Annotated in this window: 11 protein-coding genes; 3 read left to right on the top strand and 8 right to left on the bottom strand. The window is 54.8% G+C overall.

The genetic code is table 11. The annotated features are described in order from the left end of the window. Window positions 1-75: 75 nt before the first annotated feature. The 3 genes from dinF to F0Q32_RS02155 form a co-directional block, all read right to left on the bottom strand. Window positions 76-1,404 carry an MATE family efflux transporter DinF gene (gene dinF, locus F0Q32_RS02165; protein ID WP_149461777.1) on the bottom strand — a complete coding sequence of 443 codons (1,329 nt, stop codon included), beginning with the start codon at window positions 1,402-1,404 and terminating at the stop codon, window positions 76-78. Window positions 1,405-1,471: 67 nt separating this feature from the next. Beyond that, window positions 1,472-2,080 (bottom strand): transcriptional repressor LexA, encoded by a 609-nt coding sequence (gene lexA / locus F0Q32_RS02160; RefSeq protein ID WP_108476009.1) that lies wholly within the window; start codon window positions 2,078-2,080, stop codon window positions 1,472-1,474. Between the two features lie 109 nt (window positions 2,081-2,189). Next, on the bottom strand, window positions 2,190-2,558 hold the full coding sequence (locus F0Q32_RS02155; protein ID WP_113859023.1) for a diacylglycerol kinase: 369 nt from the start codon (window positions 2,556-2,558) through the stop codon (window positions 2,190-2,192). A 130-nt stretch (window positions 2,559-2,688) separates the two neighbouring features. On the opposite strand from F0Q32_RS02155, the gene plsB reads away from it, so the two are divergent. Further along, the gene (plsB, locus tag F0Q32_RS02150; protein WP_149461776.1) at window positions 2,689-5,130 is read left to right on the top strand and encodes a glycerol-3-phosphate 1-O-acyltransferase PlsB; all 2,442 of its coding nucleotides are present in this window, start codon (window positions 2,689-2,691) and stop codon (window positions 5,128-5,130) included. A gap of 103 nt (window positions 5,131-5,233) precedes the next feature. Here the strand turns inward: plsB and ubiA are convergent, their stop codons facing one another. From ubiA to malK, 5 genes are all read right to left on the bottom strand, one after another. Further along, window positions 5,234-6,106, bottom strand: a complete 873-nt coding sequence (ubiA, locus tag F0Q32_RS02145; protein WP_149461775.1) for a 4-hydroxybenzoate octaprenyltransferase — start codon at window positions 6,104-6,106, stop codon at window positions 5,234-5,236. Between the two features lie 12 nt (window positions 6,107-6,118). Then, window positions 6,119-6,613, bottom strand: a complete 495-nt coding sequence (ubiC, locus tag F0Q32_RS02140; protein ID WP_149461774.1) for a chorismate lyase — start codon at window positions 6,611-6,613, stop codon at window positions 6,119-6,121. A 188-nt stretch (window positions 6,614-6,801) separates the two neighbouring features. Then, a complete protein-coding gene (malM, locus tag F0Q32_RS02135) occupies window positions 6,802-7,743 on the bottom strand; it encodes a maltose operon protein MalM (RefSeq protein ID WP_149461773.1) in 942 nt (313 codons plus the stop codon). Between the two features lie 112 nt (window positions 7,744-7,855). Continuing rightward, window positions 7,856-9,199, bottom strand: coding sequence for a maltoporin (locus tag F0Q32_RS02130; RefSeq protein ID WP_149461772.1), 1,344 nt, complete (start codon window positions 9,197-9,199; stop codon window positions 7,856-7,858). 75 nt (window positions 9,200-9,274) lie between these two features. After that, window positions 9,275-10,384 carry a maltose/maltodextrin ABC transporter ATP-binding protein MalK gene (gene malK / locus F0Q32_RS02125; RefSeq protein ID WP_015966337.1) on the bottom strand — a complete coding sequence of 370 codons (1,110 nt, stop codon included), beginning with the start codon at window positions 10,382-10,384 and terminating at the stop codon, window positions 9,275-9,277. A 372-nt stretch (window positions 10,385-10,756) separates the two neighbouring features. Between malK and malE the strand changes: the two genes are divergently transcribed. Beyond that, window positions 10,757-11,947 (top strand): maltose/maltodextrin ABC transporter substrate-binding protein MalE, encoded by a 1,191-nt coding sequence (malE, locus tag F0Q32_RS02120; RefSeq protein WP_015966338.1) that lies wholly within the window; start codon window positions 10,757-10,759, stop codon window positions 11,945-11,947. A 129-nt stretch (window positions 11,948-12,076) separates the two neighbouring features. Next, window positions 12,077-13,621, top strand: a complete 1,545-nt coding sequence (gene malF / locus F0Q32_RS02115) for a maltose ABC transporter permease MalF (RefSeq protein ID WP_149461771.1) — start codon at window positions 12,077-12,079, stop codon at window positions 13,619-13,621. Window positions 13,622-13,632 lie beyond the last annotated feature (11 nt).

Genomic DNA, 13,632 nt, shown 5'->3' with positions numbered 1-13,632 from the left:
GCTGAACGTGATAATAAGTGTAGAAGAGGATATTACTGACGATTCACTATTCAGAATTTTTAACCATCCTCGCCGTTAAGTCTGCGGCGAAAACCAGGTGCCTTTTTGCCAGTGACGACGCCAGATAACCGCCAGCGACAGGCCACGCAGCGCAAGGAATACCGCCAGTGCCAGCCATAAACCATGGTTGCCTAATACCGGCACCGTCAGCAGCGTTAAGGCGAACCCGGCGGCAGCCACGGCCATGCTGTTACGCATTTCCGCACCCCGTGTCGCACCAATAAACATGCCATCCAGCAGATAACACCAGACACCGATTACCGGCAAGACTGCCTGCCAGAGCACATAGCGATCGGCAAGCTGCTGCAACGACGGCAGTGACGTCAACATTGCCACGATATGGCTGCCTGCCAGGGCGTACACCAGCGCAAACGCCAGCGCCACAATCCCTGCCTGTCGGCATGCCGCGCGCCAGACCTGCTGCAACTGGCTATCATCACGCGCGCCATAAGCCTGCCCGGAGTGCGCTTCCACAGCATAGGCAAAGCCATCCAGCGCGTAGGCGGTGAAAGTGAGCATGGTCATCAGTACCGCATTGACCGCCACCACATCGCTGCCCAGCCGCGCGCCAAATACGGTTAATGCGCCAAAGCAGAGCTGAAGCAGTAACGAGCGCAGCATAATGTCGCGATTGAGCGCCAGCAGGCTGCGCATATTTCCGCGCCAGGCCGTCTTCAGCATTTCAGATGTAATACCGCGCAGCACCAGCACCTTACGCGCCATCAGCAGGCCAATGAGCATCGTGGCATATTCGGCAATCACCGTCGCCAGCGCCGCCCCCTGCAAGTTCATATGCAGGCCCATCACCAGCCACAGATCGAGAACGATGTTCAGGACGTTGCCGACGATCAGCAAAATTACCGGTGCACGCGCGTACTGAACGCCGAGCAACCAGCCCAGCAACACCAGGTTGGCCAGCGAGGCGGGCGCGCTTAACCAGCGAATTTCAAGGAAGCGCCGCGCCTGCTCCAGCACCGCATCGCTGCCGCCGACAACGGTGAGCGCCAGATTAATCAGCGGACCTTTGAACAGTACGATAAGTAACCCTGCCCCCAGCGCCAGCAGCAGCGGTTGCACCAGCGCACGGGCAAGCCGAAGGGGATCTTTCGCGCCGAAGGCCTGCGCAGTTAAGCCGGTGGTACTCATACGTAAAAAGAGCAGCAGCATAAACAGGAAGCTGGTTGCCGTTGCGCCAATCGCCACGCCGCCGAGATAGACCGCGCTATCCAGATGACCAATTACCGCCGTATCCACCAGCCCCAGTAAGGGAACCGTGATATTGGAGAAAATCATGGGGAGGGCGAGACGCCATAATGCCTTGTCGGCAGCCGTGAAGAGCGACATGGTTAGGAACCTGAACAGATAAGAGAACGGACAACGGCGCATAAGCGCCGTTGTTATTGGGAGAGGATTACAGCCATTCGCCGTTGCGGATCACGCCAACGGCCAGCCCTTCAATAGAGAAGTTCTGACGGCGAAGATCGACAACAATCGGAGAGAATTCGCTGTTTTCAGGCAACAGTTCGACGACGTTGCCCTGTTTTTTCAGGCGTTTTACCGTCACTTCTTCGTCGATACGCGCGACAACCACCTGGCCGTTACGCACGTCCTGGGTTTTGTGCACCGCGAGCAGGTCACCGTCCATAATACCGATATCTTTCATCGACATGCCGCTAACCCGCAGCAGGAAGTCAGCGTTTGGTTTGAACAGTGAAGGATCGACCTGATAGTGACCTTCAATGTGCTGTTGTGCCAGCAGCGGTTCACCTGCGGCGACGCGGCCAATCAGAGGGAGGCCGGTTTCTTCTTCAACCAGCAGACGAATGCCACGCGAGGCACCCGAAACAATTTCAATGACGCCTTTACGCGCCAGTGCTTTCAGATGCTCTTCCGCCGCATTCGGGGAACGGAACCCCAGGCGCTGAGCAATTTCCGCACGTGTCGGCGGCATGCCCGTTTGGCCGATATGATCTCGAATGAGATCAAACACCTCTTGCTGCCTGGTCGTTAACGCTTTCATTCCGCCCCCTGGGTGTATATACAGTTATGCTGTGAGTATATACAGTCAATGGCTATTTTGGAACCGCAAAACACACAAAATTCAGGAGTTTTCGCAGATTCTGCGAGCCTTAATGGAAATGTGACCACAACAGAACGGCCCAGGTCATCACCGCAACGAAAATCGCCAGCAATACCGCCGCGGACCCCATGTCTTTCGCGCGCCCCGAGAGTTCGTGATACTCCGAACCAATGCGGTCAACCACGGCTTCCAGCGCACTATTGAGAATTTCCACTATCATCACCAGAAGGACGGAGCTAATCAGCAGGACGCGGGTAATGGCGTCAACGTCCAGCCAGCAAGCAATGATAATGGCCACAACCGAGGCGACCCCTTCCTGACGGAACGCGGCTTCGTTTATCCACGCCGCGCGAAAACCTTTCCAGGAATAACCAGCCGCTTTGATAATTCGGGTGAGTCCAGTGGTATTATTGGCCATCAAATAGAACCTTTTAGCGTTATACGCATCAATGACAGTAGCTGTTATCGGCGGTAGAACAGAAATCCTGCTGACTTTCTGATATTCTTGCCGCGCATTTGCATGATTAACCAGAGGCTTTACATCGTTTATGTCCGGTTGGCCACGAATTTACTACAAATTACTGAATTTACCATTAAGCATACTGGTAAAAAGCAAGTCTATTCCGGCAGAGCCTGCCCAGGAATTGGGGCTCGATACCTCGCGCCCAATCATGTACGTCCTGCCTTATAACTCTAAGGCCGACTTACTGACCTTGCGCGCCCAGTGCCTGGCGCACGATCTCCCAGACCCGCTTGAGCCGCTGGAGATCGACGGCACCTTACTGCCCCGCTATGTGTTTATCCATGGCGGCCCGCGCGTGTTTACCTATTACACGCCGAAAGAAGAGTCTATCAAGCTGTTCCACGACTATCTTGATCTGCACCGCAGCAATCCGAATCTGGACGTGCAGATGGTACCGGTATCGGTGATGTTTGGTCGTCGTCCGGGGCGTGAAAAAGGCGAGGTGAACCCGCCTCTGCGCATGCTGAACGGCATTCAGAAATTCTTTGCCGTCTCCTGGCTTGGCCGCGACAGCTTTGTGCGTTTCTCACCGTCCGTCTCTCTGCGCCGCATGGCCGATGAACACGGTACCGATAAAATTATCGCGCAAAAACTGGCGCGCGTGGCGCGTATGCACTTCGCTCGCCAGCGTCTGGCCGCGGTAGGCCCTCGCCTGCCAGCGCGTCAGGATCTCTTCAACAAGCTGCTCGCCTCGCGTGCGATTGCCAAAGCCGTTGAAGATGAAGCACGCAGCAAAAAAATCTCTCATGAGAAAGCGCAGCAAAACGCCATCGCGCTGATGGAAGAGATTGCCGCCAACTTCTCCTACGAGATGATTCGACTGACGGACCGTATTCTGGGCTTCACCTGGAACCGTCTCTATCAGGGTATCAACGTGCACAACGCTGAGCGCGTTCGCCAGCTGGCGCATGACGGCCACGAGATTGTGTATGTGCCGTGTCACCGTAGCCATATGGACTACCTGCTGCTCTCCTACGTGCTCTATCACCAGGGGCTGGTGCCGCCGCACATTGCTGCCGGTATCAACCTGAACTTCTGGCCCGCTGGCCCGATTTTCCGTCGCCTGGGCGCGTTCTTTATTCGCCGTACCTTTAAGGGCAACAAACTCTACTCCACCGTGTTCCGCGAATATCTCGGCGAGCTGTTCAGCCGTGGTTATTCCGTTGAATACTTTGTGGAAGGTGGACGTTCCCGTACTGGCCGCCTGCTGGACCCGAAAACCGGTACCCTGTCGATGACCATTCAGGCGATGCTGCGCGGCGGTACACGTCCTATCACACTGGTGCCGATTTACATCGGTTACGAGCACGTGATGGAAGTGGGCACGTACGCAAAAGAGCTGCGTGGCGCGACCAAAGAGAAAGAGAGCCTGCCGCAGATGCTCAAAGGCCTGAGCAAGCTGCGTAACCTGGGTCAGGGCTACGTGAACTTCGGTGAGCCAATTCCGCTGATGAACTACCTGAACCATCACGTACCGGAGTGGCGTGAGTCTATCGATCCTATCGAAGCCATTCGTCCGGCCTGGCTGACGCCTACGGTGAACGGTATCGCCGCCGAACTGATGGTGCGCATTAACAACGCTGGTGCGGCAAACGCCATGAACCTGTGCTGTACCGCGCTGCTGGCATCTCGTCAGCGTTCTCTGACACGTGAGCAGTTGACTCAACAGCTGGATTGTTACCTGTCGCTGCTGCGCAATGCGCCGTATTCGCCGGATGCCACCACGCCAAACGTGACGGCCAGTGAGCTTATCGACCACGCGCTGCAGATGAACAAGTTCGAAGTCGAGAAAGACACCATCGGCGATATCATCATTCTGCCGCGCGAGCAGGCGGTGCTGATGACTTACTACCGCAACAACATCGCCCATATGCTGATCATGCCGTCGCTGCTGGCGACCATCATGACCCAGCATCGCCATGTTTCTCGCGCGGATGTGCAGAACATGGTTGAAGTGATCTACCCGATGCTGAAAGCTGAGCTGTTCCTGCGCTGGGAAAAATCAGAGCTGGCGTCGGTGATTGATACCCTGGTTGATGAGATGGAACGCCAGGCGCTGATCACCCGTCAGGGCGATGAACTGCACATCAATCCGTCGCATTCCCGCACCCTGCAACTGCTGGCCGCAGGCGCGCGTGAAACGCTGCAACGTTATGCCATAACGTTCTGGCTGCTGAGCGCCAACCCCTCGATGAACCGTAGTACGCTGGAGAAAGAGAGCCGTACCGTGGCACAACGTTTGTCGGTGCTGCACGGCATTAACTCGCCGGAGTTCTTTGACAAGGCGGTGTTCTCCTCGCTGGTGCTGACGCTGCGTGATGAAGGTTATATCAGCGACAGCGGTGACGCCGAGCCGGAAGAGACGATGAAGGTGTACCAGATGATGGCGAACCTCATCACCCCGGACGTGCGTTTGACGATTGAGAGTGTGACGCAGGACGAAGAACCGGCGCCGAAAGACGCCTGATGGCGCTTCGCTTATCAGGCCTACGGGTTCGGAACTTGTAGGGCGGGCAAGCGCAGCGCCCCCGCCATAAAAAAAGCCGGATAAAATCCGGCTTTTTTCCTTTTTAAAAGTGCCAGTAACTCATCGCCAGACCGATAAACAATACCAGCCCAACGTAGTTATTGTTCATAAACGCCTGGAAACAGGCCGCGCGTTCACGGTGTTGAATCAGCTTTTGCTGGTACGCGAACAGCGCGCCCGCAATGAAGATTGACCAGTAGAATTCCCAGTTAAGCCCGTTCAGGTAACCAATCGCCGCCATTAATACCAGCACGCCCACCTGCAAAATACCGATGATTAAGCGATCGTATTGACCAAACAGAATTGCTGTTGATTTCACGCCAATTTTCACGTCATCGTCGCGGTCAACCATCGCATACTGCGTATCGTACGCCACAGCCCACAGAATATTCGCCAGCAGCATCAACCAGCAGCTCAGCGGCAGCGATTCACTGACGGCGGCAAATGCCATGGGGATCGACCAGCCGAACGCCGCGCCCAATACCACCTGCGGCAGATGGGTATAACGCTTCATAAACGGATAAACCCACGCCAGCGCCAGCCCGGCGACGGAGAGCAGAATGGTCATGGTATTAAGCGTCAGCACCAGCAGGAACGACAGCAGCACCAGCACGGCAAACAGGGTTCGCGCTTCTTTTTCCGTCACCGCACCGCTCGGTAACGGGCGATTGGCGGTGCGTTTTACATGACCATCAAATTTACGGTCAGCATAGTCATTCACCACGCAACCGGCGGCGCGCATCAGCCAGACACCCGCGACAAATACCGCCAGAATCCACAACGGCGGTACGCCGGGCGCGGCAACCCATAACGCCCACAAGGTCGGCCACAGTAGCAACAGCGCACCAATCGGCTTGTCGGTACGCATCAGGCGATGAAAGGCCAGCAGCTTATTCTGCGTCAGACTCCTCTCCATTTTCTCTTCCTCTTAGTACAACGGCGATGCAGGCAGAAACAGCTCGGTCAGGAGCAGTGGTTTCCCACTCAACCGGAGGCGGGAACGACGCCCCCAGAGATCTGCATGGCAACCTATCTCAATAAAATCACGCGTGAGCATGGAAGACGTAAACAGGTAACGACCCAGCGGCGTCTTGCCAAGCTGTTGCAGCGCCAGTTCCGGGCCACTTAAAGTCGATTCCGGCACTACTGTGCGCCCGGCAAGCCAGGGCACGCCGTCCACACACAGCAATATTTCTCGTAGCCAGTAGCGTTGCTCGTCGGGCAACAAGGGTAACTCTTCCGCTATAGCATCGCGGGTGACAAACCCTTCGTCAATCAGTGTGACGCTGACCACACCATATTGTTCAAAGCGTTTGGTCATGGAATCTTCCAGCAACAGCCAGTCGAGTTGTTCAGCGTCGAGCGAGGGGATTGCGTCAAAATAGTTTAGCGCACGCAGTTGCGTCAGTGCGGGATGCGTCATGCCTGACTCTCCAGTACATAATGTGCGGCTATTGTATCGCAGAATGGGGCGGGCGGGAGTGCAGTAATGGCTAAATACGATCATTGACGCAACAGTTATGCAACAGCATGTCGCACAACAGAAAAAAAGTGCGCCCCGAGGGGCGCACCGAAAGGCATAGCCTAAACATCAGCACTGTGGGGATGTCATTACCCCTTGCCTTTTACAGCGCTGATAAAGGTGGATCTCGCAGAGGTAGAACCGAGGCGCTCAGCTTCATCCAGCAGTTTCAACGCTTTATCCACATCACCACTCGCAACCGCCTGCTTTATGGCTTTGTTGAAGTACGATTCGGTATCGTTCAGCATCGGTTCACTTTTCTTCGCCGGTGCTGGCGCAGGTGCGGCGGCTACGGCGGCAGGTGCGGCGTAAGTCGGTGCAGCGGTGTTACCCACCGTGACAGGTGCCGGGCCGGAAGAGCCAAACAGTGGGCCAACCAGAACGCTGGAGGTACTATTGGTTTTCACTTTCAGCTTCAACGTGCCATCGGTGATATGACGGGCAATCGGGTCCGGGATATCAGGAATCGCGTTACCGACGCCTTTGGCGTAGGACTTCGCCGGATCCAGTAATTGGGTGGTTTTTTGCAGATCCTGCTCGGTGGTGAACACCAGCACATACAGTTTCTGTTGGCCCAGCGCAGGCGTCAGACGCATTTCACCTTCAAGACGGTCAGCGCTCATGACGCCCGGTTCCTGATAGGTGAAGTAGCTTGACGGGAAGAACGCTGATGGCGTCATGTTCTGATCCAGAATCAGAACGTTCGGTGCAAAGACGCTGGTTTGTTTATTGACTTCACTGCTCAGCGTGAGCGTGAGTTCACCAATGTTGGCCGGCACACTGTAGGCCGCAACCGGGCCGCTGATACCAGGCACATTCAGGCTCTGGCCAGCCGTGGAGAGCGTTGTGGTCTGGACTTTAGATTGATCCACCGGCGTCCAGGTCAGTTGCTGTAACGCAGCGGTCGGAATGGTTGGCGCGGCAGAGGTGTTCTGCGGCACGTAATTTACATCTGCAAAAGTGACTGCCGGTACGCTTGCCATAAGACCTGCGCAGAGGCCGAGGGCGATGAGACTTTTCTTCATTTTCATTGTTATTACCTCAGATACAGAGCTCAGCGCTCGCCAGGCAATAGCGCGCTGCGCGTAAAGAGAGAGGGGCTTGCGCCCCTCTTTTCAGGCATTACATCGGGTTAAACGAGTATTACCACCAGATTTCCATCTGTGCGCCGAAAGACCATTCATCGTTGTCGCCACGACCGAATGAGCCGCCGTTAAAGCCTTTATTAACTGCGGTACCGTAGTTCGTGTTAGTGGCTGGGTTACCAGTGTAGTCATAACCCCACTTCTCATCCCACTTCGCATAGGTTGCGAAGACACGGATAGCCGGGCGGGACCAAATGCTGTCGCCTGCCTGCCACTGCTGTGCAAGAGTGATTTTGTACTGGTTATTTGTTTCGTCAACGTTCTGAGATTTCACGTTGTCATAGCCAACTTCCAGCAAGGTGCTCATAATTGGCGTCCACTTGAACATTGGACGGATACCGACGGTCCACCATTTGGTACCGTTGTTGTTATCCCAATCGATATCCTGATACATCGCGACATACATCAGATCCCAACGCTCTCCAAGAGAGATTGCACCATGGTCGAGGATACGTAACAAGCTACCATTATTATTGATGTCATAAGCGAAGCCAGTGTTTTCATCAATGCCCACACCAGCACCCTGAGATAAGCCTTTGCCCTGAGCCGTCATCGCGTCAGTCGCGTACTGAACAACAAATTTGTTATAGCCTTTCAGCATGCTCTGGGTATGTTCAGCGGTGAACATCCAGCCATCTTTAGATGCATCATCAACCAGGCGATAGTTGTCACGTGGGTTTGCGCGGCCGTAATCAACACCTAATTCCAGCGTACCACCTGGGTTGACTTCCATTTGCGCTAAGCGGACGTCGAACACATCGTTCGCAGTACGCGTGGTGTAATCATAAATACTGTTACTTGCGAAAGATGAAGAACCGCCAGTTTCAGAAGAACGGGTTGCGGCCAAAGATAATTTACCGAAACCTACATCAATGTTTTCAAGACCCGCACCAGGACCAGAAATATCCCAGTAGTAGAAGTCGATCATGTGAACGTCATGACGCTGATAGAAACGCTTACCGGCCCAGATGGTGGAACCTGGCAGCCATTCAATCAGGTTTTTACCCTGCACGTTGGCTTCACGGAATGCCGGGTCAGTACCTTCCCAGTCATTCTGTTGAGCAACGGAGTACGCCACGTTGGTGTCAAAGTAGAAACTCTTATCACCTTCTTTCCAGACTTCCTGGCCCAGCTTCAGTTCCGCATAGGTTTCACATTCGTTACCGAGACGGTACTTACTTTGTGCACCTGTTGCCTGGAAACACTGTTGTTCACCGCCGCTGCCAGTCCAGCCAATACCGGAACGCGCGTAGCCGTGGAAATCAACTGCCAGTGCCTGAACAGACATAACGCCTGCCGCAACGGCGACTGCCAGTGGAAGTTTGCGCAGAGTAATCATCATTCTATCTCCTGAGATCATTGCTTTTCTTTGAAACACGAACCCTTGTAGCCGGGTTTTGTGCCTTTGTTATGGGAATCAAACGCCGGGCTCTTTATGCAACCGACGACATGCGGTGCCATCCTCACGGAACAGGTGGCAGCGCTCTGGCGGCAAGCCAATAGCGAATGTGGCTCCCTCTTCTACTAACACCACATCATTCTGGCGATAGACCAGGTTCTGATGGATGGCGGGGATCTGGATATGAATTTGCGTTTCGTGACCAAGCTGTTCCACAACGTGGACTTCGCCTTCGAGGGTGACATCCGCGATGTCGCTGGGCAGCAGATGTTCAGGGCGAATACCCAGTGACATGTTGGCGCCGACCTGCACATTGTTACTTTCTACCGGCAGCCAGACCTGTTGACGGTTTGGCAGCTCAACCTGCACCTGGTCAATCGCCGTAGCGGTGACTTTGACCGGCAGGAAGTTCATCTTCGGCGAGCCGATAAAGCCCGCGACGAAGCGGTCGGCCGGGTAGTGATAGAGTTCAAGCGGCTTGCCGACCTGCGCGACGCGGCCTGCATCCAGCACCACGATTTTGTCGGCGAGCGTCATCGCTTCAACCTGATCGTGGGTGACGTAAATCATCGTGCGGCCCAGACGTTTGTGCAGGCGGGAAATTTCAATACGCATCTGCACGCGCAGCGCGGCATCCAGGTTGGACAGCGGTTCATCGAGCAGGAACACATTCGGTTCCGCCACCAGCGTACGGCCAATCGCCACGCGTTGACGCTGACCACCGGAAAGCGCTTTTGGTTTGCGCTCTAACAGGTGCGCCAGCTGCAATACTTCGGCAACCTGATTCACACGCTGGTTAATGACTTCTTTTTTCGCGCCCGCCAGTTTCAGACCGAAGGACATGTTCTCGGCGACGGAGAGATGCGGGTACAGCGCATAGGACTGGAACACCATGCCCACACCGCGTTCCGCAGGCGGGATTTCGTTCATCCGGGTTTCCCCGATATAGAGGTCGCCGCTGGTGATAGTCTCAAGCCCGGCGATCATGCGAAGCAGTGTAGATTTGCCACAGCCCGACGGCCCAACAAACACCACGAACTCCCCTTCCTGGATATCCAGGTTGATATCTTTCGATACCACCACGTCGCCCCAGGCTTTCGTTACATTTCGCAGTTGTACGTTTGCCATCGCCTTCTCCCTTGTTACAACCCGTCACTAACAGAAACATTCAAGATGGATTGAACTATGGGGTATCCCTTGTTGTCGCGAATCCTCCACCCCCCCTGTTTTTTATGGGGGAGGAGGCGGGAGGATGAGAAAACGCCCTCTGCCACCGGGGGTTAGGGGCTACAGGGAAAATCGTGACCTGGCCTGCAAAAACGGGGCGTTTTTTGTGTGCGCCAGGACTCATAACTCTGATTTATGTAACAGAGATCACATAAACACCCCTCGGGGCGTAGAGGAAGGGAGGATGGAAAGAGGTTGCTAAAAAAGGAGACTCAACAACGTAAAAACCACCTCTGTGTATCCACGAGTACATCACCAAAAAGGACGGGATATATGAAAATTAAAACTGGCGCTCGCATCCTCGCGCTGTCTGCTCTGACCACGATGATGTTTTCCGCCTCAGCCCTCGCGAAAATCGAAGAAGGAAAACTGGTTATCTGGATCAACGGCGATAAAGGCTATAACGGCCTCGCCGAGGTAGGTAAAAAATTCGAGAAAGACACCGGCATTAAAGTCACCGTTGAACACCCGGACAAGCTGGAAGAGAAATTCCCGCAGGTTGCGGCAACCGGTGATGGCCCGGACATCATCTTCTGGGCGCATGACCGTTTCGGCGGCTACGCCCAGTCTGGTCTGCTGGCTGAAATCAGCCCGGACAAAGCCTTCCAGGACAAACTCTATCCGTTCACCTGGGACGCCGTTCGCTACAACGGCAAACTGATCGCTTACCCGATTGCGGTTGAAGCGCTCTCCCTGATTTACAACAAAGACCTGGTCCCGAACCCGCCGAAAACCTGGGAAGAAATTCCTGCGCTGGATAAAGAGCTGAAGGCGAAAGGTAAGAGCGCGCTGATGTTCAACCTGCAAGAACCGTACTTCACCTGGCCGCTGATTGCTGCTGACGGTGGCTATGCGTTCAAGTTTGAAAACGGCAAATATGACGTGAAAGACGTGGGCGTAGATAGCGCTGGCGCGAAAGCGGGCCTGACCTTCCTGGTTGACCTGATTAAAAACAAACACATGAACGCGGACACCGATTACTCCATCGCTGAAGCGGCCTTTAACAAAGGCGACACCGCGATGACCATCAACGGCCCGTGGGCATGGTCTAACATCGATAAGAGCAAAGTGAACTACGGCGTGACGCTGCTGCCGACCTTCAAAGGCAAGCCGTCTAAACCGTTCGTCGGTGTGCTGAGCGCCGGTATCAACGCCGCGAGCCCGAACAAAGAGCTGGCGAAAGAGTTCCTCGAAAACTATCTGCTGACCGACCAGGGTCTGGATGAAGTCAACAAGGACAAACCGCTGGGCGCCGTTGCACTGAAATCCTTCCAGGATCAGTTGGCTAAAGATCCGCGCATCGCGGCCACCATGGATAACGCCCAGAAAGGCGAAATCATGCCGAACATCCCGCAGATGTCTGCATTCTGGTATGCCGTTCGTACTGCGGTCATCAACGCCGCAAGCGGTCGTCAGACTGTCGATGCCGCACTGAAAGACGCGCAGGGTCGTATCACTAAGTAATGCTGTCGATGTGCCTGATGGCGCTTCGCTTATCAGGCCTACAGAGGGTTGTAGGCCGGATAAGGCATTTATGCCGCCATCCGGCACATCTCCGGCCAGGAAGTTTCAACGTTGTAGAGGAAGATCCCCATGGATGTCATTAAAAAGAAACATTGGTGGCAAAGTGACGCGCTGAAATGGTCAGCGATCGGTCTGCTGGGCCTGCTGGTGGGTTACCTTGTAGTTTTAATGTACGCACAAGGGGAGTACCTGTTCGCCATCATGACGCTGATTTTAAGCTCTGCTGGCCTGTATATTTTCGCCAATCGTAAAGCGTACGCCTGGCGCTATGTTTATCCGGGCATGGCCGGGATGGGGCTGTTTGTCCTGTTCCCACTGATTTGCACCATCGCCATCGCCTTCACCAACTACAGCAGCACTAACCAGCTCACCTTTGAACGTGCTCAGCAGGTGCTGATGGACCGTTCTTATCAGGCGGGTAAGTCTTACAACTTCACGCTGATCCCGGCGGGTGACGACTGGCAGCTGGCGCTTACCGACGGTGAAAGTGGCAAGAATTACCTTTCCGACGCCTTTAAATTAGGCGGCGAACAGAAAATTACGCTTAAGGAAGCGGATGCCCTGCCGGAAGGCGAGCGTGCGGCGCTTCGCGTGATCACTCAAAATCGTCAGGCCCTGAACCAGTTAACCGCCGTTCTGCCTGACGAAAGCAAAGTCGTGATGAGTTCTTTACGTCAGTTCTCCGGCACTCGCGCGCTTTACACACTGGGCGCTAACGACGAACTGACCAACAACCAAACCGGCGTGAAATATCTGCCGAACAACGATGCAGGTTACTACCAGGCGGTCGATGCCTCCGGTAATCTTACCGGCGAGAAGCTGAGCCCAGGCTATACCGTGACCATCGGCTGGGACAACTTCACCCGCGTCTTCACCGATGAAGGGATTCAGAAACCATTTTTCGCCATCTTTATCTGGACGATTGTCTTCTCGGTACTGACCGTCATTCTGACCGTTGCCGTCGGCATGGTACTGGCATGCCTGGTGCAGTGGGAAGCCCTGAAAGGCAAAGCGATTTACCGCGTGTTGCTGATTCTGCCCTACGCCGTACCGTCGTTTATCTCGATTCTGATTTTCAAAGGGCTGTTCAACCAGAGCTTTGGTGAAATCAACATGATGCTGAGCGCGCTGTTCGGTATCAAACCCGCCTGGTTCAGCGACCCAACCACCGCGCGTTCGATGATTATCATCGTCAACACCTGGCTGGGTTACCCGTACATGATGATCCTGTGCATGGGCTTATTGAAAGCGATTCCGGACGACCTGTATGAAGCCTCGGCAATGGACGGCGCAGGCCCGTTCCAGAACTTCTTCAAGATTACGCTGCCGCTGCTGATTAAGCCGCTGACGCCGCTGATGATTGCCAGCTTCGCCTTTAACTTTAACAACTTCGTTCTGATTCAGCTGTTGACCAACGGTGGCCCGGACCGACTCGGCACCACGACGCCTGCCGGTTATACCGACCTGCTGGTGAGCTACACCTATCGTATCGCCTTCGAAGGCGGCGGCGGTCAGGACTTCGGCCTCGCAGCGGCAATTGCCACGCTTATCTTCCTGTTGGTGGGTGCGCTGGCGATAGTGAACCTGAAAGCCACGCGTATGAAGTTTGATTAAGGGAGATAACG

The sequence above is a fragment of the Pseudocitrobacter sp. 73 genome, assembly GCF_008369545.1.
Classification (GTDB): Bacteria; Pseudomonadota; Gammaproteobacteria; order Enterobacterales; family Enterobacteriaceae; genus Pseudocitrobacter; species Pseudocitrobacter vendiensis.
The sequence above is the reverse complement of the archived record's forward strand: the minus strand, read 5'-3'. Positions and strand labels throughout refer to the sequence as shown.